Source organism: Alloactinosynnema sp. L-07, assembly GCF_900070365.1.
Classification (GTDB): domain Bacteria; phylum Actinomycetota; class Actinomycetes; order Mycobacteriales; family Pseudonocardiaceae; genus Actinokineospora.
In genome coordinates, this window is record NZ_LN850107.1 from 5,829,653 (window position 1) to 5,850,762 (window position 21,110).

The 21,110-nt window shown below is 70.6% G+C and carries 20 protein-coding genes; 13 read left to right on the plus strand and 7 right to left on the minus strand.

Going from position 1 to position 21,110, the window contains the following annotated elements:
• Positions 1-7 precede the first annotated feature (7 nt).
• Positions 8-421: an SdpI family protein gene (locus tag BN1701_RS26455; protein WP_054053250.1), complete on the plus strand. Its 414-nt coding sequence runs from the start codon at positions 8-10 to the stop codon at positions 419-421.
• Between the two features lie 7 nt (positions 422-428).
• Here BN1701_RS26455 and BN1701_RS26460 read toward each other — a convergent pair whose 3' ends face one another.
• Positions 429-1,049 (minus strand): YqgE/AlgH family protein, encoded by a 621-nt coding sequence (locus BN1701_RS26460; RefSeq protein WP_255364686.1) that lies wholly within the window; start codon positions 1,047-1,049, stop codon positions 429-431.
• Between the two features lie 243 nt (positions 1,050-1,292).
• Between BN1701_RS26460 and BN1701_RS26465 the strand changes: the two genes are divergently transcribed.
• The gene (locus BN1701_RS26465; protein WP_082860066.1) at positions 1,293-2,585 is read left to right on the plus strand and encodes an MFS transporter; all 1,293 of its coding nucleotides are present in this window, start codon (positions 1,293-1,295) and stop codon (positions 2,583-2,585) included.
• Here BN1701_RS26465 and BN1701_RS26470 read toward each other — a convergent pair.
• Positions 2,505-4,004 carry a CCA tRNA nucleotidyltransferase gene (locus tag BN1701_RS26470; RefSeq protein WP_231949711.1) on the minus strand — a complete coding sequence of 500 codons (1,500 nt, stop codon included), beginning with the start codon at positions 4,002-4,004 and terminating at the stop codon, positions 2,505-2,507. The genes BN1701_RS26465 and BN1701_RS26470 overlap by 81 nt on opposite strands.
• An 81-nt stretch (positions 4,005-4,085) precedes the next feature.
• On the opposite strand from BN1701_RS26470, the gene BN1701_RS26475 reads away from it, so the two are divergent.
• The 9 genes from BN1701_RS26475 (at position 4,086) to BN1701_RS26515 (ending at position 14,531) form a co-directional block, all read left to right on the plus strand.
• Positions 4,086-4,628, plus strand: coding sequence for an NUDIX hydrolase (locus BN1701_RS26475; protein ID WP_054053256.1), 543 nt, complete (start codon positions 4,086-4,088; stop codon positions 4,626-4,628).
• A gap of 4 nt (positions 4,629-4,632) precedes the next feature.
• Positions 4,633-6,795 (plus strand): DUF6049 family protein, encoded by a 2,163-nt coding sequence (locus BN1701_RS26480; protein ID WP_067520898.1) that lies wholly within the window; start codon positions 4,633-4,635, stop codon positions 6,793-6,795.
• A gap of 81 nt (positions 6,796-6,876) precedes the next feature.
• Positions 6,877-8,439 carry a murein biosynthesis integral membrane protein MurJ gene (murJ, locus tag BN1701_RS26485; RefSeq protein ID WP_082860427.1) on the plus strand — a complete coding sequence of 521 codons (1,563 nt, stop codon included), beginning with the start codon at positions 6,877-6,879 and terminating at the stop codon, positions 8,437-8,439.
• A 231-nt stretch (positions 8,440-8,670) separates the two neighbouring features.
• Positions 8,671-10,233, plus strand: a complete 1,563-nt coding sequence (locus BN1701_RS26490; protein WP_369800622.1) for a protein kinase family protein — start codon at positions 8,671-8,673, stop codon at positions 10,231-10,233.
• A 57-nt stretch (positions 10,234-10,290) separates the two neighbouring features.
• A complete protein-coding gene (sigM, locus tag BN1701_RS26495; protein ID WP_054053262.1) occupies positions 10,291-10,920 on the plus strand; it encodes an RNA polymerase sigma factor SigM in 630 nt (209 codons plus the stop codon).
• A complete protein-coding gene (locus BN1701_RS26500; RefSeq protein ID WP_054053264.1) occupies positions 10,917-11,705 on the plus strand; it encodes a hypothetical protein in 789 nt (262 codons plus the stop codon). The genes sigM and BN1701_RS26500 overlap by 4 nt, the downstream gene beginning before the upstream one ends.
• A gap of 125 nt (positions 11,706-11,830) precedes the next feature.
• Positions 11,831-12,826 carry a thioredoxin-disulfide reductase gene (gene trxB, locus BN1701_RS26505; RefSeq protein WP_054053266.1) on the plus strand — a complete coding sequence of 332 codons (996 nt, stop codon included), beginning with the start codon at positions 11,831-11,833 and terminating at the stop codon, positions 12,824-12,826.
• A gap of 26 nt (positions 12,827-12,852) precedes the next feature.
• Positions 12,853-13,182, plus strand: coding sequence for a thioredoxin (trxA, locus tag BN1701_RS26510; protein ID WP_054053268.1), 330 nt, complete (start codon positions 12,853-12,855; stop codon positions 13,180-13,182).
• A gap of 203 nt (positions 13,183-13,385) precedes the next feature.
• On the plus strand, positions 13,386-14,531 hold the full coding sequence (locus tag BN1701_RS26515; RefSeq protein WP_054053271.1) for an N-acetylmuramoyl-L-alanine amidase: 1,146 nt from the start codon (positions 13,386-13,388) through the stop codon (positions 14,529-14,531).
• An 11-nt stretch (positions 14,532-14,542) separates the two neighbouring features.
• Here BN1701_RS26515 and BN1701_RS26520 read toward each other — a convergent pair whose 3' ends face one another.
• On the minus strand, positions 14,543-15,169 hold the full coding sequence (locus BN1701_RS26520; protein ID WP_157368235.1) for a GNAT family N-acetyltransferase: 627 nt from the start codon (positions 15,167-15,169) through the stop codon (positions 14,543-14,545).
• A gap of 175 nt (positions 15,170-15,344) precedes the next feature.
• Here BN1701_RS26520 and BN1701_RS26525 point away from each other — a divergent pair, with 175 nt between their 5' ends.
• On the plus strand, positions 15,345-16,661 hold the full coding sequence (locus BN1701_RS26525) for a PLP-dependent aminotransferase family protein (RefSeq protein ID WP_054053275.1): 1,317 nt from the start codon (positions 15,345-15,347) through the stop codon (positions 16,659-16,661).
• Positions 16,662-16,689: 28 nt separating this feature from the next.
• Positions 16,690-17,640 carry a D-alanine--D-alanine ligase gene (locus BN1701_RS26530; protein WP_054053277.1) on the plus strand — a complete coding sequence of 317 codons (951 nt, stop codon included), beginning with the start codon at positions 16,690-16,692 and terminating at the stop codon, positions 17,638-17,640.
• A 90-nt stretch (positions 17,641-17,730) separates the two neighbouring features.
• Here the strand turns inward: BN1701_RS26530 and BN1701_RS26535 are convergent, their stop codons facing one another.
• The 4 genes from BN1701_RS26535 to BN1701_RS26550 all read right to left on the minus strand — a co-directional run bounded on the left by BN1701_RS26535 (position 17,731) and on the right by BN1701_RS26550 (position 21,098).
• Entirely contained in the window at positions 17,731-18,720 is a 990-nt protein-coding gene (locus BN1701_RS26535) for a ParB/RepB/Spo0J family partition protein (RefSeq protein ID WP_054053279.1), read from the minus strand.
• Entirely contained in the window at positions 18,717-19,541 is an 825-nt protein-coding gene (locus tag BN1701_RS26540; protein ID WP_082860428.1) for a ParA family protein, read from the minus strand. Before BN1701_RS26540 ends, BN1701_RS26535 begins: the two co-directional genes overlap by 4 nt.
• A gap of 147 nt (positions 19,542-19,688) precedes the next feature.
• On the minus strand, positions 19,689-20,381 hold the full coding sequence (gene rsmG, locus BN1701_RS26545) for a 16S rRNA (guanine(527)-N(7))-methyltransferase RsmG (RefSeq protein ID WP_054053283.1): 693 nt from the start codon (positions 20,379-20,381) through the stop codon (positions 19,689-19,691).
• A gap of 201 nt (positions 20,382-20,582) precedes the next feature.
• A complete protein-coding gene (locus tag BN1701_RS26550) occupies positions 20,583-21,098 on the minus strand; it encodes a R3H domain-containing nucleic acid-binding protein (protein WP_054056145.1) in 516 nt (171 codons plus the stop codon).
• Positions 21,099-21,110 lie beyond the last annotated feature (12 nt).

Sequence of the window (21,110 nt, forward strand, 5' to 3'; positions counted from 1 at the left end):
CGGTGGGGTGAACCTCGTGTCGCTGCTGCCCCTCGTCGCAGGCCTGCCCCTGCTGGCCGTCGGATTCCTCGGTCTCACCGAGCGACTTCCGCGCAACCGCTTCGGCGGCGTCCGCACCCCGGCGACGCTCCGCAGCGACGAGTCCTTCCGCCTCGGCAACAAGGTCGCGGGCCTGCCGACAATGGTCGCCGGTGTTGTCGGTGTGCTCGGCGGCGTCGCGGGTCTGGCCATGCCCTCCGGATCGGGCGCGCTGATGGTCGCGCTGATCGCAACAGTGGGGCTGCTCGCCATCACCCTTGGCGCGGGCGTGCTCGGTCACCGGGCCGCGACCGCTGTCCCGGAGCCTGCCCCGGAACTCCCGGCGGGCTGCGCGGGCTGCCAGTGCGGTGCGGGCGGCTGCGGCGTACTCAGCAAGGCCTAGCTTTGGGCTAGTTCCCCTTAACGTCGCCGGGATGCGTCGCGAGCAGGGCGAGCGGCATGCCCTGGCGGCGCAGGACGCGGCCCCACAGGTCTTCCTGTGCGGGCGCGAGCACGTCGTTGGGCAGGGCGGGCACCACGATCCAGTCGCCGCGGTCGATCTCCCCGGCGAGCTGGCCGACGTCCCAGCCCGCGTAGCCCGCGAAGACCCGCATGCCGCGGAACTTGGGTACCAGCACGTCCGGATCGGCGTCGAGGTCGACCAGCGCGACCGGGCCGCGCACGCCGATCAGGCCGGACACGCCGTCGGCGATCTCGCCGGTGCGCATCGCCGCGAGACACAGCGCCGTCTTCTGCTCGACCGGCCCGCCGACGAACACCGAACTCGGCTCGGAGACGTGCGGGCCCCAGGTCGGCAGCACGTCGTCGACCGGGACGTCGCTGGGGCGGTTGAGGACGACGCCGAGCGTGCCCTCACCCCGGTGGTCGATGATGTAGACCACCGTGCGGCGGAAATTGGCGTCGAGCAGGCTGGGAGCTGCGACCAGCAGCGTCCCTGGCTCGACGGAGGCGTCGGACGACACTCGGCCATGATCCCATCCGGGGGGATGGCGGGCCCGGACCGGGCCCACCGACGGGCCGGACGGACTCACCCGGATGGGGGGAACTCATTCCAGGGGTATGTCGTTGAAGATGGAGTCGGCACCGCGTGTCCCCCGGGCTCAACTAGAAACGCCTTCGTGGAATACCGCCCGGCTGGAGCCACGTCGCGCGACCCGCCGTGAGGCGACCCGGTGCCTGCGGATGGGCGGTCCCTCACGGGGCCGCCCATTCGGCGCTCGGCGGCTAGTGGTGTGGTCGTAGGCTCAGCACCCGTGAGGGACCTCGCGAGTGACAACCGCTCGACCGACCATGAGGCGCACCACGTCCGCGTCGGTCTACGCAAGCTGCTCGCCATCTCCGGCTTCCGCGGGCTGCTCTACAGCCGCTTCGCCGCGCAGTGGGGCGACGGGCTGTTCCAGGCCGGGCTCGCGGGCGCGGTCCTGTTCAACCCCGAGCGCGAAGCCGACCCGATGGCCATCGCCGCCGGGTTCACCGCGCTGCTGCTGCCGTACTCGCTGATCGGCCCGTTCGCGGGCGCCCTGCTCGACCGCTGGGACCGCCGCCGGGTGCTGGTGACGGCGAACCTCCTGCGCGGCCTGCTCATCCTGGTCACGGCCGTCACGGTGATGGGCGGGGCCAGCGGGACGACGCTGTTCACCCTGGCTCTGGTGGTGATCGGGATCAGCCGGTTCGTCGGGTCCGGGCTGTCGGCGTCGCTGCCGCACGTGGTCCCCACCCGCAACCTGGTCGAGGCCAACGCGCTGGCCACCACCCTGGGCGCGGTGATCGCGGTCCTCGGCGCGGGCTGCGCGGTCGGCCTGCGCGCGCTCGTCGGCGACGACGATCTCGGGTCCGGGATGACCACCGCCGTCGCGGTCGTGGGCTCGATCGTGGCCGCCGTGTTCGCCGCTCGCTTCACCAAAGGCGCGCTCGGTCCCGACGAGGTCGACGAGCCGCCGCAGACCATCGTCGCCATCGCCCGCGGCCTGTTCGACGGCGGCCGGGCCGCCATCCGCACGCCCAGCGTGCTCGCCGGGTTCGTCGGCCTGCTGGCCCACCGCGCCGCGTTCGGCATCGCCCTGCTGCTGACGGTGCTGCTCATCCGGTTCAAGCTCGACGCCGGGATGAGCGGGCTGGGCGAGGTCGCGGGCATGGGCGGGCTGGGCATCCTGATCGCCGGGCTGACCACGCCGCGGATCGTGGCCCGCTTCGGGCGGCGCCGCTCGGTGGTTTCGGCGCTGGCACTGGGCAGCGTGTCGATGATCGGGCTCGGCCTGCCGATGGCGATGATCACCACGCTCGGCGCCGTGCTGCTGACCTCGTTCGCGGGCCAGCTGGTCAAGCTGTGTGTCGACGCCGCGGTCCAGCGCGACATCGGCGACGAGGTGCGCGGGCGCGTGTTCGCCCTCTACGACACCTTGTTCAACGTGACCCAGGTCATCTCGATCAGCCTCGCGGCCCTGGTCGTGGCCCCGGACGGGGTCTCACCCGGCCTGGTCCTCGCCGCCGGGATCTGTTACCTGGTCGGCCTTGTCGGCTTCGTCGCAGTTACCCGGCGCGGCTAGGCCCCGCTCGGCCGCCCACTCGCGCAGCGCGGCCACGGCGTCGTCTGGCTCCAGCGGGCCGCGGTCGAGCCGCAACTCCTTGAGGAACTTCCACGCCTGGCCGACCAGCGGACCCGGCGGCAGGCCGAGCAGCCGCATGATCTCGTTGCCGTCGAGGTCGGGCCGGACCCTGGCCAGGTCCTCCTCGGCGGCGATGCGGGAGATGCGGTCCTCAAGCCCGTCGTAGGTGCGCTGCAGCGCGTTGGCCTTGCGCCGGTTGCGGGTGGTGCAGTCGGCGCGCACGAGTTTGTGCAGCCGGGGGAGCAGGTCGCCCGCGTCGGTGACGTAGCGGCGCACCGCCGAGTCGGTCCACTCGCCGGTGCCGTAGCCGTGGAACCGCAGGTGCAGGAACACCAGCTTGGCGACGTCCTCGGTGATCTCCTTGGAGTACCGCAGGGACCGCAAGCGTTTGCGGACCATCTTGGCGCCGACCACCTCGTGATGGTGGAAGCTCACGCCGCCACCTTCGATGTGCCGCCGGGTGTCCGGCTTGCCGATGTCGTGCAACAGGGCGGCCAGGCGCAGCACGAGATCGGGCGGGGTGCCCGGCTCCTCCAGCTCGATCGCCTGGTCCAGCACGACCAGCGAGTGCTCGTAGACGTCCTTGTGCTGGTGGTGCTCGTCGATCTCCAGCTTCATCGCGGGCAGCTCGGGCAGCATGTGGGCGGCCAGCCCGCTGTCGACGAGCAGCTTGACCCCCTCGCGCGGGAACGCGCCGCACACCAGCTTGGACAGCTCGGCCTGCACCCGCTCCGGGGTGATCCTGGCGATCTCGCCGCTCATCGAGCGCAGGGCATCGTGCACGCGAGGCGCGCAGGTGAAGCCGAGCTGGCTGACGAACCGCGCCGCCCGCATCATCCGCAGCGGGTCGTCGGCGAAGGACTCCTGCGGGGTGGCCGGGGTGTCGAGCACGCGCGCGGCCAGCGCGCTCATCCCGTCGTGCGGGTCGATGAACCGCTTGGTCGCCAGGTCGATGGCCATCGCGTTGACCGTGAAGTCGCGCCGCACCAGGTCGGCCTCGATCGAGTCGCCGAACCGCACCTCGGGATTGCGGGTGACGCGGTCGTAGGCGTCGGACCGGAATGTGGTGATCTCGCACTGGGTGCCGGACTTGGCCGCGCCAACGGTGCCGAAGGCGATGCCGGTGTCCCAGATCGCGTCGGCCCAGCCGGTGACCAGCTTCATGATCTGCTCTGGCCGCGCGTCGGTGGTGAAGTCGAGGTCGTTGCCGAGCCTGCCCAGCATCGCGTCGCGGACCGGGCCGCCGACGAGGTAGAGCTGGTGGCCCGCCCGGGTGAAGCGGGCGGCGAGATCATCCGCGATGGGGGACACCCGCAGGAGTTCCACCACCACATTCTGGGCGGCCGACGTTTTGGACACGATGGACGAGCGTATCTGGTTTATCCACAGGCCCGAGCCGAGGCCCGTCCCGGATTCGCGAATCGCATTACCATCGCGAGCATGCCCCCGTCCTCCGGCAGGTCACGAGGCGCCCGGTCCGGGCGCCGGTTCCGGCGCCGCGGACCGAAGCTCACCACCGTCGACGAGACCTCGGCGGGCGGGCTGGTGATCGACCCGGGCACCGACCGGGTCGCCCTGATCGGCAGGCTCGACCGCCGCGGCAGGCTCCTGTGGTCACTGCCCAAGGGCCACATCGAGGCGGGTGAGACCCCCGAGCAGACCGCGGTGCGCGAGATCGCCGAGGAGACCGGGATCGACGGCGAGGTGATCCGCCCGCTCGGCACCATCGACTACTGGTTCATCGCCGACGGCGCCAAGCGCGTCCACAAGACCGTGCACCATTTCCTGCTGGTCGCCCACACCTACGAGCTCTCCGACGAGGACGTCGAAGTCACCGAGGTGGCCTGGGTGGGGATCGACGAGTTGGAGACCAGGCTCGCCTATGCCGACGAGCGCCGTCTGGTCCGCAAAGCCAGGCAACTACTCTCCGAGCATCCACTCTCACCCGGTCCGGTCGAACGAGACGAAGTCGGCCGAGGCTGACCCGATGGCTGGAGAGCTTCCCTTGATCACTCGATTGCGTCGCGCGGGACTGGCGACGCTCGCCGCGGTGCTGGTCGTGCTCGGTGCGCCACCAGGGTCCGCGTCGGCTCAAGCCTCCGGGCGCATCCGAATCGACCTCGACCAGCTCACGCCGAGAGTGGTCGAGACGACCACCCAGACGATCACCGTCTCCGGAAAGATCACCAATACGGGTGACCGCCGGATCGACCGCATCACCGTCCGGCTACAGCGCGGCGACCCTCTGACCACCGAGACCGCCCTACGCGGCGCGCTCGACCAGCCGCAGCAGACCACCGCGGTCACCAAGCCGTCGGCCACCACGCCCACCTTCCAGGACGTCGCCGCCGACCTGCGCTCCGGCGAGACGACCGGCTTCACCCTGACCGTGCCGCTGGGCGTACTCAAGATCGACAGCCCCGGTGTGTACCCGGTCGCGGTGAACTTCAACGGCGTCCCCGACTACGGCACCACCGAACGCATCGGCGCGCTCAGCGCCCTGCTGCCGGTGCTGTCCGTTCCCGGCGGCACCCCGGTCGCCCCGCCCGCCGACCCGTCGAGCATCGGCCTGCTGTGGCCGCTGATCGACGACCAGCCCCGGCAGATCGACATCCCCATCGACGGCGGGCAGCCGATCTTCGCCGAGGACGGCCTGGCCGAGTCGCTGTCGCGGGGCAGACTCCTCGGTCTGCTCGGCACCGCCGCCTCCGCCGACTCCAGCGTGCTGCAGTCGCTCTGCTTCGCCATCGACCCCGACCTGATCGCCACCGTCAAGGCGATGTCCGACGGCTACCAGGTGCGCGGCCCGGACGGCTCCGTCGGCGCGGGCACCGGCCAGGAAGTGGCCAAGCTGTGGCTGTCGCGGCTGCGCGAGCTGGTCAAGGGCCGGTGCGTCATCGCGATGCCCTTCGCCGACGCCGACCTGGTCGCCCTGTCCCGCTCCGACACCGTCGACCTGCAGACCGTGGCGATGTCGGCGGCCTCGACGCTCGAACAGACCCTCGGGGTCAAGCCGCTGCCCGGCGTGGTCTGGCCCGAGCGCGGCACCCTTGACCAGCGCACGCTGACCGACCTGGCCAACGCCAGACGCACCACCGTGCTGGCTGACACGAGCAGGCTGGTGCGGGCCACCGGATCGGCGCCCTACAGCCTCGGGTCCGACGCGCTGCGCGCCGTCGGCTACGACCCGCTGGTCGAGTCGTCGCTCGCGCCGCGGGTCGCCGTCGAGTCCGGGGTGCGCACCGCGTCGGTGCAGAACGGGTTGGCCACGCTCGTCTTCCGCGGCGTCTTCCAGGCGAACCCGGCCAAGACCGTGCTGATCGCCCCGCCGCGCCGGTGGGGGGTCTCGGTCGCCGACCTGCGGGTCTTCCTGCAGACCCTGCAAGCGCTCTACGCCTCCGGCCACGCCAAGCCGCTGAGCCTGACCGACCTGGTCGGTGGCACCACCCTGGGCGCAGCGGGTGGCCTGGACTACTCGCCGCAGGACAGCGCCGAGGAGATCCCCGCCCCGGTCACCGCCGAGGTGGCGCGGATCAACACCGTCCAGCGCGAGCTGATCAAGAACGTGTTCAGCGAGGACGACACCGTCGGACTCGACCCGGCCGTCCTGCTCACCCCGATCACCAACGGCCTGCTCCGCGCCACGTCGACGGCTTGGCGCGACACCCCGGCCCGCGCCTCGGCCGCGGTCGGCGCGGTCGACAACCAGCTCACCAGCCTGCTCGCACGGGTCACGATCAGCGACCCCGGCATCCCGCTGGCGCTGGCCTCGTCGGAGAGCCCGATCCCGGTGTTCGTCACCAACGGCCTGCCGGTCACCGTCCGGGCCAAGATCAACGTCGGCGACACCCCCGGCCTGCGCCCGCAGCAGACGATCTACGTGCGGATCCCGGCCCGGCACCCGAGCAGCCACTACATACCCGTCGAGGTCACCAGGGCGGGCCGCTTCACCGTCGACGTCTGGCTGACCACCGAGAGCGGCACCGTCCTGGGCCAGACCTCCCGGGTGAAGCTCAACTCCACCTCTTACGGCAGCATCACCCTGGCGGTCACCGGCATCGCGGCGGGCGCGTTGGTGCTGTTGGTGGGCTTGCGCGTGGTCCGCAGAATCCGCTCGCGGCGGGCGGCGGCAGCGGCGGACGAACTCTAGAGTCTGGACGGAACGAGGGCGACGGTGGAGCAGGGCGCACAGAAGCGGGCGGTGCCGTCGCTGGCCAGGGCGACCGGATCGATGGCGATCGCCACGATGGTCAGCCGGATCACCGGCTTCGGCTGGAAGCTCATGCTCGGCTGGATCGTCGGCATCAACGTCGTGCAGGACTCGTTCACCATCGCCAACACATTGCCCAACATCATCTTCGAGCTGCTGCTCGGCGGGGTGTTGGCCAGCATCGTCGTGCCGCTGCTGGTGCGCTCGCACGACGACCCGGACGGCGGCCAGACCTACACCAACCGCCTGCTCACCGTCGGCATGGTGGGGCTGGCGGTGGCCACCGCCATCGCGGTCGCGCTGGCCCCGGTGTTCACCGGGATCTACATCGACGACTCGACCGGCAAGGCCAACCCGGAGCTGGCCACCGCCTTCGCCTACCTGCTGCTGCCCGAGATCCTCTTCTACGGCCTGTTCGCGCTGCTCTCGGCGATCCTGCAGGCCCGCCAGGTCTTCGGCCCGACGGCGTGGGCGCCGGTGGTCAACAACCTGGTCGTGATGGTGACCCTGGTCGTCTACGCGATCGTGCCCGGCAAGATCTCCCTCGACCCGGTCCGCATGGGCGACGCGAAGCTGCTGGTCCTGGGCATCGGCGTCACCCTGGGCATCGTCGTGCAGGCCTTCATCCTGTTCCCCGCGCTCAAGCGGATCGGCTTCCGCTTCCAGTGGACCTGGGGCTTCGACGCGCGGCTGCGCGAGTTCGGCGGGCTCGCGCTCTGGATCCTGGGCTACGTGCTGATCAGCCAGGTCGGCATGGTGATCACCCAGCGGGTCCTCACCGCAGGCGACGAGGGCGGCGTCAGCATCTACAGCAACGCCTGGCTGCTGTTCCAGCTGCCCTACGGCGTCATCGGCGTCTCGCTGCTCACCGCGATCCTGCCTAGGATGAGCCGCGCCGCGGCCGACAACGACATCCCCAAGCTGGTCGACGACCTGTCCACCGGCAGCAGGCTCTCCGCGGTCATGCTGATCCCGATCAGCGCGGTGCTCACCGTCTGCGGCGTGGCGATCGGCGTCGGACTCTTCTTCGCGGGCGAGACCCAGTTGGACGACGCGCAGCGGCTGGGGACCGCGCTCGCGTTCTCCGCCTTCGGCCTGCTGCCCTACGCGCTGGTCATGCTCCAACTGCGGGTGTTCTACGCGATGAAGGACGCGCGCACCCCGACGCTGATCATGATCGTGATGACCGCGGTGAAGATCCCGCTGCTCTACATGTGCGGCGCGCTCGTCTCACCCGCGCAGGTGGTCGTCGGCGTGATGCTCGTCAACTCGCTGACCTTCGTCGTCGGCGCGGTGCTCGGCCAGATGTGGCTGTGGGTGCGGCTGGGCAACCTGCACAGCAAGAAGGTGATCGCGGTGATCGCCAAGAGCGTCGCGGCGGGTGTGGCGGGAATTCTGGCCGCCTGGCTGATCGCCCGGTTGCTGCTGCCCGGACCCATCGCGTCGATGGGCCGCGCGTGGCTCGTGCTCATCGTCCAAGGCCTGGTGGCGGGCCTGGTGACGGTGGGCGCGCTGGTCGCCATGCGGGTCCCCGAACTCAAGCCCGCGACCACCCGGATCGCCCGACTCGTACGCCGAGGGTGAACTAGGGCGTGTCCTGTGGATCATGGTGGGTGGGATCCGTGATCCGTTTGGTTCCTGGGCGTGCCGCGGGGACGGTCGCGTACTGGTTGTCCGTGGCCGTTCCCGCGGTGCGCCCAGGGGCCAAGCGGGCGCGGATAGCGCCCGCCGTGATCCGCAGGACATGCCCCAACCGCCACCGTTGGTCGGACGGTTTCCCGTACTCTCGGCGACGACCGGACTGCGGAGATCAGGGTGACCACGAGGCGAACCGAGTACCTGACGGGTGGGGAAGCGGCTGCGGGCGCGCGGCCCGACCCCGGCTTCCTGGTGCCCGGCGGCGTCGTCGGCGACGGCCGCTACCGGCTCACCGCCCAGTTCGGCGTCGACGGCCGGACCAACGCCCACCTGTGGCGGGCCCAGGACGGTCAGCTGCGCCGCGACGTCGCCCTCACGCTGCTGGTCGGCGACCCTGGGGACGCCCAGGCCTGCGCCGCGGCCCGCCGCACCCTCGAACGCGCCGCGCACGCCGCCGCGCTCACCCACCCCGGCAAGGCCCGGGTGCTCGACGTGCTCGGCCAGGGCAGCGGCATCGGCGCGGGCGAGGGGCTGATCGGCATCATCGTCGCCGACTGGACCCCCGGCACCGACCTGGTCGACCTGGTCGCCGAACGTCCCCTGCCCGCCGAGGTGGCCGCGCGGCTGCTCGGCCCGCTGGCCTCGGCCAGCGAATTGGCCCACCACACTGGCCTGGTCCTCGGCGTCGACCACCCGCAGCGCATCCGGGTCACGACCGACGGCGCGCTGCGCCTGTCCTTCCCCGGCCCGTCGGCCGAGGCGACGCTGCAGGACGACGTGCGCGGCCTCGGCGCGGTGCTCTACCTGCTGCTCACCAACCGCTGGCCGCTGCCCGGCGGGCCCGCAGGAGTGCTGTCGGCGCCGGTCAACCCCGACGGCAGCGTGGTGGCGCCGCGGGCACTGTTCCCGCACATCCCGCACGAGCTCTCCGCCGCGGCGCTGCGCTGCCTGTCCGGCGACGCCATGGGCGGCATCCAGACCAGCGCGGGCCTGATCCGCGTGCTCGACCGCTTCAAGGCGTTCGAGGAGGAGACCCAGCAGTTCCAGGCGATCACCGACGACTACGACGACGACGGCACCGTCTGGACCACCCGCAGGCCCAGCAACGACCGGGCGCAGCGGCGCAAGCTCGCCATCGGCGTCACCGCCCTGGCCGTGGCCACCGTCGGCGTGCTCGCGTGGGTCGGCATGCAGCTGATCAGCTTCTTCGGCGACACCGCGCCGGGCGTCGGCGGGCCGACCGTGGTCGCCACCGCGCCCGGCGGGGGCAGCGGCGGCCCACCGCCACCGCAGGCGGGCGACCCGATCCAGTCGGCCGGGGTCCGCGTGTTCAACCTGCCCGGCAAGGGCACCCCGGACAACGCCAAGCGGGCCAACCGCGCCGTCGACGGCGACCAGAAGACCGCGTGGAAGACCGACATCTACAAGGAGCAGTTCCCCTCCCTCAAGCCGGGCGTGGGGATCATGGCCTCCTTCGCCGAACCGGTGATGTTCGCCGAGGTGGTCGTCGACTCGCCCAGCGACGGCACGGTCATCGAGATCCGCACCGCGCCGTCGGACCGGCCTGGCAGCCTCGATGAGACCAAGGTGATCGGCAAGTCCGAACCGCTCAAGGCGGGCCAGACCAAGATCCAGCTCGCCAAGTCGGAACCGACCCAGCACCTGTTGATCTGGATCACCACCCTCGGCGAGGGCAACGTGTCGGAACTGACCGAGATCGCGTTCGTCCGCGCCCGGTGAAACCGCAGGTCGGAGCGGATCGAGAGCCGTCGGCGACGGCCCGTTAGGCTGTCTAGCGTGACCGCAGCCGCCAGTTCGGACGCTGACCTCATCGCGGCCCATGCCGCTGGGGATCCGCGCGCCTTCTCCGAGCTAGTCCACCGGCACCGGGACAGACTCTGGGCCGTCGCGCTGCGCACGCTGCGGGACCCGGAGGAGGCCGCCGACGCGCTGCAGGAAGCCTTCATCTCCGCCTTCCGCGCCGCCGGGTCCTTCCGCGCCGAGTCCCAGGTGACGACCTGGCTGCACCGCATCGTGGTCAACGCCTGCCTGGACCGGGTCCGTAGGCGCCAGGCCCGCCCCACCGTGCCGCTGCCCGAGGCCGGGCCGGGCGAACCGGTCACTCCGCGCGACGCGATGGCCGACCGGGAAACATCCCTGGTGGTCCGCCGCGCGCTCGCGGAACTGTCCGACGAGCAACGGGTGCCGATCGTGCTGGTCGACGTCGAGGGCTACTCGGTCGCCGAGACAGCCCAACTCCTGGGCATCGCCGAGGGCACCGTCAAGAGCCGGTGTGCGCGGGGTCGCGCCAAGTTGGCGAAAGTTCTCGGCCATCTGCGGAACCCCGATGCAGATGCGAACGTCCCAGGTGACGCTTATGAACGGCGAGACGTGCCGATGACGCGGCGCCACTTGGAGGGACGATGACGGACGAGCTTCGGGGCACCGGGGCCTCGGGGGACCCGTGGTCGGTCGACCTGTTGGCCGACCTGCACGCGGGCGTCCTCGAACCCGCCCAGAGCGCCCGCCTGTGGTCCCAGGTCAACGCCGACCCTGGTGCCCGCGCGGTCATCGACGCCCTCGACTCGGTCGGCGCCGACCTAGAGCTGCTCCGTGACGCTCCGGCACCGCCCATGCCCGCCGACTTCGCCGCCCGGCTCGACGCCGCCATCGAAGCGGAGTCCCGCCGCGCCTTCGGCGGCCCCCAGAGCACACCCCAGCAGGCCGTGGCCCCCGTGGTCGACCTGGCCGAAGCCCGGCGCAAGCGTTCGCGCAGGCTGGCCTGGGGCACCGGGCTGCTCACAGCGGCCGCCGCCGCGGTGGCGGTCACGTTCGCGGTGCTCCCCGGAAGCCAACCGACCACCGGCGGCGTCGCCGCACCCGCCACCACCACCGCCAGTGCCCAGCCGGGCGAAGCGACCAACGCGCCCAAGCCGCTCGCGGTCACCAGTTCAGACGTCGGCGGCGCGGTCGGCAAGATCGGCAACTCCAAGGAGTACGGGCCGCTCAAGGACCAGGCCGGGCTCGACAAGTGCATCGCGGCCGCAGGCCCCGATGGCGCGAAGGCGCAGACCATCGGCGTGCACCCGGTGACCCTCGACGGCACCGAAGGCATCATGGCGCTGCTCACCACCGGCAGCGCGACCAAGCTGCGCGTGCTGGTGGTCCAGGCCGACTGCACCGTGCTGTTCGACAACCCGATCGGCCGCTGACCGCCACCTCCGACCTATGTCCTTCGCATATGTCACAGGCCAGGCCGGAACATCCGCACCCTACGATCGCGTTGACATCAATGCGACCGGACGGGCAGACGTCCGGCGAAGGTCTTGGAGGGCAGATGCCAGCGGACGCGGAGCAGATCCGGAACCTGATCATCATCGGTTCGGGGCCCGCTGGATACACAGCCGCGGTCTACGCCGCGCGGGCACAGCTCGACCCGCTGGTCTTCGAGGGCTCACAGTTCGGTGGCGCGCTGATGACGACCACCGAGGTGGAGAACTTCCCCGGCTTCCGCGACGGCATCATGGGCCCGGATCTGATGGAGCAGATGCGCGCCCAGGCTGAGCGCTTCGGCGCCGAGCTGCGCCCCGAGGACGTCGAGTCGGTCGACCTGGCAGGCCCGGTCAAGTTCGTCGAGGCCAACGGCACCCGCTACGCGGCCAAGGCCGTCGTACTCGCGATGGGCGCCGCCGCTCGCTACCTCAACGTGCCCGGCGAACAGGAACTGCTCGGCCGCGGTGTGTCGGCCTGCGCCACCTGTGACGGGTTCTTCTTCCGCGACCAGGACATCGCCGTGCTCGGCGGCGGCGACTCGGCGATGGAGGAGGCCACCTTCCTCACCCGCTTCGCCAAGTCGGTGACGATCATCCACCGGCGCGAGGAGTTCCGGGCGTCGAAGATCATGCTGGAGCGGGCCAAGGCCAACGAGAAGATCCGCTGGCAGCTCAACACCGAGGTCCTGGAGGTCCTCGGCGAGACCAGCGTGACCGGCCTGAAGATCCGCGACACCATCACCGGTGACGAGTCGGAGCTGGCGGTCAGCGGCTTCTTCGTCGCCATCGGCCACGACCCGCGCAGCGCGCTGGTCAAGGGCCAGATCGACGTCGACGACGCGGGCTACGTGCTGGTCAACGGCCAGAGCACCTACACCAACCTCGACGGCGTGTTCGCCTCCGGCGACCTCGTCGACCACGAGTACCGCCAGGCCATCACCGCCGCGGGCTCCGGCTGCGCGGCCGCCATCGACGCCGAGCGCTGGCTCGCCGAGCACGGCGAGGCCCACGCCGAGATCGCGTCCGAGTTCGTCGGCGGCGGCTACGCCTCAACAAGCTGACCCAACCAACACCGCAGGGAGACAACATGGCCGGTAACACCGTCACAGTGACCGACAAGTCGTTCGCCGACGACGTGCTGATGAGCGACAAGCCCGTGCTCGTCGACTTCTGGGCGACCTGGTGCGGCCCGTGCAAGATGGTCGCCCCGGTGCTCGAGGAGATCGCGCGCGACCACCCGGAGAAGATCACCGTCGCCAAGCTCGACATCGACGCGAATCCGGGCATCGCCCGCGACTACCAGATCATGTCGGTCCCGACGATGGTCGTGTTCCAGAACGGCAAGCCGGTGAAGACGATCGTGGGCGCGAAGCCCAAGGCCATCATCCTCAAGGACCTGGAGGACATCCTCGGCTGAGTGTCCCGCCGAGAAATGGGTGGTCGAGGCAACCCGAACCCGGGGTCAAAGCGTCTCGTTATGGACGCGGGGCCCCGGGTTCGGCGTTTTCCGTCTAACCCACCCGCGCCCCTTCCGTGAAGTGGCCAGGCCGACAGGGCACAATGATGAGCTGTCAGGATCCGCTCCGGCTGCACCGGAGCCCTATCGGAGAGCGAGGGTGCATGCGGGTACTCCGCCGCGGCGATGGGGGACCTGCCGTAGCCGAGATTCGGGCCACGCTGACCGCGTTGAGCCTGCTTCCTCCGGCTGACGGCATCACGGATGCGGGCCTGTTCGACCAGGCCGTCGAGCATGCCGTCCGATCCTTCCAGCAGCAGCGGGGGCTGATCACCGACGGCCTCGTCGGCCCGGCCACCTACCGCGCGCTGCGCGACGCCACCCACCAGCTGGGCGGTCGCCCGCTGGCCTTCATGGTGTCGGCCCCGATATCCGGCGACGACGTGCTGACCCTGCAGGAACGCCTGCTGGAGCTCGGCTACGACGCGGGCAGGCCCAACGGCGTGTTCGGCGCCCAGACCGAGGCCGCGCTGCGCAACTTCCAGCGCGACTACGGGCTCACCGCCGACGGCATCTGCGGCCCCGAGACCGTCCGCGCGCTGCGCCAGCTGTCCCCGCGGGCCCGCGGCGGCCGTCCGGTGCTGCTGCGCGAGCAGGAGCGGGTGCGCAAGGCCGGTCCGCGGCTGCGCGGCAAGCGCATCGTCATCGACCCCGGCCACGGCGGCGCCGACACCGGCCTGTCGGTCGGCGGGGTCAACGAGTCGGACCTGATGTGGGACCTGGCCACCCGGCTGGAGGGCCGGATGGTGGCCACCGGCATGGAATCGCTGCTCTCCCGCGGCCCCGACCAGTGCCCCACCGACGAGGAGCGCGCGCACTTCGCCAACGAGGCGGGCGCCGACCTGGTCCTGTCGCTGCACTCCGACTCCAACGGCTCCCCGCACGCCCAGGGCGTCGCCAGCTTCCATTTCGGCACCGGCAACGGCTCCACGTCCACCCTCGGCGAGGCGATGGCGGGGCTGATCCAGCGCGAGCTGGTCATGCGCACGGGCCTCAAGGACTGCGGCGCGCACCCGAAGACGTGGGACATGCTGCGGCTGACCCGCTGCCCGGCCGTGCGCATCGAGATCGGCTACCTGACCAACGACGACGACCGGGCCCGACTTACGGACCCCGGCTTCCGCGACGTCGTCGCCGAGGGCATCCTCGTCGCGGTCAAGCGGCTCTACCTGCTTGGCGAGAACGATCAGCCCACTGGCAGCTTCACCTTCGCCGACGTGCTGGCCCACGAACTGGCCAAGGCTGAGTAACTAGTACAGCACTAGCGCTGGAGCACCGGGCTGGCGGTGCTCACCGACACGGTGCCGAGCAGTCGCTCCAGGGCGGCCTCGACGTCTTCCTTCCACGTGATGGCCGAGCGCAGCTCCAGGCGCAGCCGCGGCCACCGCGGGTGGGGGCGGACGGTCTTGAAGCCGACGCTGGTCAGGAACTCGACCGGCACGACGCAGGACGTCTCCTCGTCGGGCTGGGCGTCACCGAAGGCCTCGATGGCCTTGACCCCGCGTCGGGTCAGGTCCTTGGCGACGGATTGCACCAGCATCCGCCCCAGGCCGCCCGAGCGGAACTCCGGCACGACGTGGAAACCGGTGAGCACGACGGCGTCGGGGCTGACCGGCGAGGTCGGGAAGGCCGACGCGCGCGGCACGACGTTCGGCGGGGCATAGAGCACGAAGCCGACGGGCAGCCGGTCGCTGTAGACGACGCGCCCGCAGGAACCCCACTCAAGCAGGACGTTGGAGACCCAGGCCTCTTTCTCCAGCTCGGTCGTCCCGAACTCCTCGGCCTGCTCTTTCATGTGCGGCGCTAGTTCCCAGTACACACAGCCGCGACAGTGCTTCGGCAAGTGCTCCAGGTTGTCCAACGTGACGCCCACTACGCGTCGCGACACCCAACCTCCCGCACCCATGCCCATGCCTCGCGGACCTACCGTCCGCAGGTGGACGGGGTGATACCGAACCCAGAATAGGACGAGTAGACCTACGCGGGAACCGTTGCGACGATAATCGGGGGCTAAGTCACCTGTCCGGTTACACTCGATGTGATCTACCTGCAACGGAGCGACGATGACGCCTGGACAGCCACCTGAGAGACCAGGTGCGCGCAGCCTCGATCCACACCTGCAGCGCTACGCCGCGCGCGCGACCGGGATGACGGCATCCGAGGTGCGCGCACTGTTCGCGGTGGCCAGCAGGCCCGAGGTCGTCTCCCTGGCCGGTGGCATGCCCAACCTGGCCGCGCTGCCTTTGGACTTCATCTCCGAGCAGGTGGCCTCGATCATCACCGACGAGGGCCTCACCGCGCTGCAGTACGGCTCGGCGCACGGCGTCCCGCAGCTGCGCGAGCAGATCTGTGAGGTGATGGCCCTGGAGGGCGTCACCGGCCACCCCGACGACCTGGTCGTCACCGTCGGCTCGCAGATGGCGCTGGACCTGGTCACCCGCATCTTCTGCGACCCGGGCGACATCGTGCTGGCCGAGGGCCCGTCCTACGTCGGCGCGCTGGGCACCTTCGCCTCCTACCAGGCCGACGTCCGGCACGTGGCCATGGACGAGCACGGCCTGGTGCCCGCCGCCCTGCGCGCCGCGCTCGAAGCCGCGGCCAAGGCGGGCAGGCGGGTCAAGTTCCTCTACACGATCCCGAATTTCCAGAACCCCGCGGGCGTGACGCTGGCCGTGGCCCGCCGCGCCGAGGTGCTCGACATCTGCGCCCGGTACGACGTGCTGGTCATCGAGGACAACCCGTACGGGTTGCTGGGCTTCGACGGCCAGATCTACCCGGCGCTGCGGTCGATGGACCACGACAACGTCATCTATCTCGGCTCGTTCTCCAAGACCTTCGCCTCGGGCCTGCGGGTCGGCTGGGCGCTGGCGCCGCACGCGGTGCGCGAGAAGCTGGTGCTGGCCGCCGAGTCAGCCGCGCTGTGCGCCCCGACGCTCAACCAGATGATCGTCTCCCGCTACCTGGCCACGCACGACTGGAAGGGCCAGATCAAGTCGTTCCAGTCGATGTACCGCGAGCGCCGCGACGCTCTGCTGGCCGGGCTGGAGCAGCACATGCCAGCGGGCTGCACGTGGACCAGGCCCGACGGCGGGTTCTTCGTCTGGCTGACCGTGCCGGAAGGTGTCGACACCAAGGCCATGCAGCCGCGCGCGGTCACCGCCCGGGTGGCGTACGTGCCCGGCACCGGCTTCTACGCCGACGGGTTCGGCAGCAGGCAGATGCGCCTGTCGTTCTGCTATCCGCCGCCGGAGCGGATCTCCGAGGGCGTGCGCAGGCTCGCGGGCGTGCTGACCGACGAGATCGACCTTCTCAACACCTTCGGCCCGTCGACGAGCCGTTCCCTGTCCGGGCCGCAGACCCCCGCGCCCGACACCGCGTGATCATCGATCTTGTAGTCAGGAGTCTTTCGTGTCCGATCGCTGGGTAGCCGTTCTCGCCGGTGGCCTGTCACACGAGCGCGACGTCTCGATCCGGTCCGGTCGGCGGGTGTCCGCCGCTCTGCGCTCGGTCGGGGTCGCGGTCGAGGAATGGGACGCCGACGCGAACCTGCTGCGGCGGCTGCGGGAGACCAGGCCCGACGCGGTGGTCGTGGCACTGCACGGCGGCGAAGGCGAGAACGGGTCCATCCAGACGATCCTCGACCTGCTGTCGATCCCCTATGTCGGCACCGACCCGGACGCGTGCAGGCGCGCATGGGACAAGCCGACGGCCAAGGCCGAACTGGCTCGCGCCGGGGTCCTCACCCCGGACTGGATCGTGCTGCCGCACAGCACCTTCCGGGAGCTGGGTGCCGCGCCGGTGCTGGAGTCGATGGTGCGCAGGCTCGGGCTGCCGCTGATGCTCAAGCCGGACAAGGGCGGCTCCGCATTGGGCGCCCAGGTCGTGCGCGACGCGGCCGAGTTGCCGACCGCCATGGTCGGGTGCCTGGCCTACAGCGACGCGGTGCTCGCCGAGCGGTTCGTCGACGGGGTCGAGGTGGCGGTCACCGTCATCGATGGTCCGGACGGACCGGAAGCGCTGCCCGCGGTCGAGATCGTCCCGGAGAGCGGCGTGTACGACTACACCGCCCGCTACACCGCCGGGCTCACCGACTTCCACACCCCGGCCCGGCTCGACCCGAAGGCCGCCGACGCGGTCGCCGAACTCGCGATCACCGCGCACAAGCTCCTCGGTCTGCGCGACATCTCCCGCACCGACGCGGTGGTCGACGCGAGCGGGCAGGTGCACTTCCTCGAAGTGAACCTGTCGCCCGGGCTGACCGAGACCTCGCTCGTCCCGATGGCCGTCGAGGCCGCGGGCCGCTCGCTCGGCGCGATCTACGCCGGGCTTGTCGACCGGGCTATCGCACGTTCGCGATGATCGCCGCGCGTTCGCGCTGAGTGACTCCGTGTCCACTCAGCGCCATCGTCACCGTGACGTTAAGGCCGTGGGTGATCCCTTGCGGGAATCTCATGTCTGATTTATCCCATTTTCGGCCATCATGCCCACGATCCGCTCAAGGTCGTCAACTGAGCCGAACTCGACCACGATGCGGCCTTTTCGCTTGCCCAACTCGACCCTGACGCGGGTATCGAACTTGTCGGACAGGCGCTCGGCGACGTCGTGCAGCCCCGGCGCGTGCATCGGCTTGCGCGGGGCGGGCTTCGGCTTGGCCGGGGGAGCGCCCTTGAGGAGGGTGACCGCTTCCTCCGTCGCCCGGACCGAGAGTCCCTCGGCGACGATGCGGGTCGCCAGCTCCTCCTGAGCGCCCGGGTCCTCCAAGCCGAGCAGCGCCCGAGCATGACCCGCCGACAGCACCCCGGCCGCGACCCGACGCTGCACGGGCAGGGGCAGCTTGAGCAAGCGGATGGTGTTGGTAATGACCGGCCTGCTGCGGCCGATCCGGCTCGCCAGGTCCTCGTGCGTCACGTCGAACTCGTCGAGCAGCTGCTGATAGGCCGCCGCCTCTTCCAGCGGGTTGAGCTGCACCCGGTGGATGTTCTCCAGCAGCGCGTCCCGCAGCATCGCGTCGTCGGCGGTCTGGCGCACGATCGACGGAATGCGGTCCAGGCCCGCGCGCTGCGACGCCCGCAGCCGCCGCTCGCCCATGACCAGCTCGTAGCTGTCCTCGGCCAGCTCCCGGACCACGATCGGCTGCATGAGTCCGAACTCGCGGATCGAGTGCTCCAGCTCGGCCAGCGCCTCTTCGTCGAAGACCTGGCGGGGCTGCTTCGGGTTGGCCACGATCGACGCGATCGACACCTCACGGTAGACCGCGCCCGCGACCGTCCCCGTGTGCTTGGGCTGCGGCTCAACCGGGGGCCGGTTGTCCTCGATGCGGATCGGAACCCGGGGCTGGTAGGTGTCCACGGCGGGACCCCCACCCGTCGCCGGACCCTGGGGGATGAGCGCGGCCAAGCCGCGGCCGAGGCCGCCCTTGCGGCCCGCGGGCCCGGTCATGAGCGGCCCCCGGCACCACGGAAGGCGATTTCCCGCCCGGCGTCCAGATAGCTCATCGCGCCACGGGAGCCGGGGTCGTAGGCGAGGACGGTCTGGCCGTAGCCGGGCGCCTCGGACACCTTCACGCTGCGCGGGATGACGGTCTTGAGCACGGTCTCCCCGAAGTGGTGGCGGACCTCGGCGGTGACCTGGTCGGCGAGCTTGGTCCGGCCGTCGTACATCGTCAGCAGGATGGTCGAGACGGTGAGCGCGCGGTTCAGGTGCGCCTGCACCAGCTCGATGTTGCGCAGCAGCTGGCTGAGTCCCTCCAGCGCGTAGTACTCGCACTGGATCGGGATCAGCACCTCCTGCGCGGCGACCATCGCGTTGACCGTGAGCAGGCCGAGCGAGGGCGGGCAGTCGATGAAGACGTAGTCCGGGTTGATCACGTTGAGCGCCTCGTCGGACAGCGCTTCTTTGAGTCGCCCCTCGCGCCCGCTCATCGAGACCAGCTCGATCTCGGCGCCCGCGAGGTCGATCGTGGCGGGCACGCAGAACAGCAGCGGCGACTGGTCGCTGGTCTGCGCCGCGTCGGCCAGCGTCACCTCGCCGAGAAGCACTTCGTATACCGACGGGGTTCCCGAGCGGTGGTCGACGCCGAGCGCGGTGCTGGCGTTGCCCTGCGGGTCGAGGTCGATGACCAGGACGCGCAGCCCATGCATCGCCAGCGCGGCGGCCAGGTTCACCGTGCTTGTGGTCTTGCCGACGCCGCCCTTCTGGTTGGCGACGGTCAGCACGCGGCGGTGGGTCGGGCGGGGGAACGGCGCTTCCGGGTGCTTCATCCTGGTCGCCCGAGCCGCCTCTTCGGCGATCGGCGTCCAGCCTGCGACGGACGCGGGGGACGGCTGGTTCACTGATTTCCTCCAGTCCAGGGGCGGACCAACAGCCCCGAAAGCCGATGTTTCACGTGGAACATCCTCGCTCCGTTCTCATGCACGCTGTGCACCCTGATCCTTCCTTGCCCGCCCGCGCGGCCTGCCCGCGCCTGCGACCCGGTCGACCACGACCACGGTCGTCGGCACGTCGAGCACCCCGGCCCCGCAGAGTTCGACCCGCGGCATGCCGCCGCCGAGCCGGGCCACCGCCTGACGGTCGCGCTCGATCTCCTCGGCCGCGCTCGCCCCTTTGAGCGCCACCACCCGCCCACCGACGCGCAGCAGCGGCAGACACCAGCCACACAGCTTGGCGAGCGGGGCGACGGCCCGTGCGGTCACCACGTCGGCACCCGCGACATCGTCTTTGATGGCCGGCTCCTCGGCCCTGCCGCGCAGGACGGTCACCGACGTCAAGCCGAGAGTCTTCACGACCTCGTCCAGCCACGCCACCCGTCGAGCCATCGGTTCGACCAGAACGACCTGAAGATCCGGCCGCGCGATGGCGAGGGGGACGCCAGGCAGTCCGGCGCCCGATCCGATGTCGACCACTCGGGCGTGCGGCTCGATCCGCTCGGCGATGACCGCGGAGTTGAGGATGTGCCGGTCCCAAAGGCGGTCCACTTCCCGCGGTCCGATGAGTCCGCGCTCGACCCCGTGGTCGGCCAGCAGTTCGGTGAACTGCTCGGCGAGGGGGAGTCGGTCTCCGAACACAGCGGCCGCCGCCGTGGTTCGGTCGGCGTTGGTCATGCTGGTCCCATCCCGGATGTTTCACGTGAAACGTGGCTTGGTTGATTGTCGCTGATGCGCTTCGGTGGCCGGACAGGCGCACCGGTGTTTCACGTGAAACATCACATCGGCGCGGCGAGCGGCTCGATGTTTCACGTGAAACAGCAGAGGCGCGGCCCGTCATCGACGGACCGCGCCTCTTGTCGTACTGGGACTACGCGACTACTGCGGGAAGACGACCACGCGACGACGCGGGTCCTCACCCTCGCTCTCGCTGTGCACACCCTTCACCGCGGCGACGGCGTCGTGCACGACCTTGCGCTCGAACGGGGTCATCGGCTGCAGCCGCACCCGCTCGCCGCTCGACAGCACCTTCTGCGCCGTCGCCCGGCCGAGGTCGCGCAGCTCCTCGCGACGGTCGGATCGCCAGCCGGCGATGTCGAGCATCAGCCTGCTGCGCGTGCCGGTCTCCTGCTGCACCGCGAGCCGGGTCAGCTCCTGCAGCGACTCCAGGACGGTGCCGCGCGGGCCGACGAGCTTCTCCAGGTCCTCGCCGCCGTCGATGCTCACCACCGCACGGCTCGCCTCGACGTCGAGGTCGATATCGCCGTCGTAGTCGAGGATGTCCAGCAGGCGCTCCAAGTAGTCGCCCGCGATGTCGCCCTCCTGGACCAACAGTTCCTCTGTCGATCCGCGACCGTTCTCGCTCGTACCCTCCGCCGCCTCGTCGCCACCCACGACCTCAGCGGT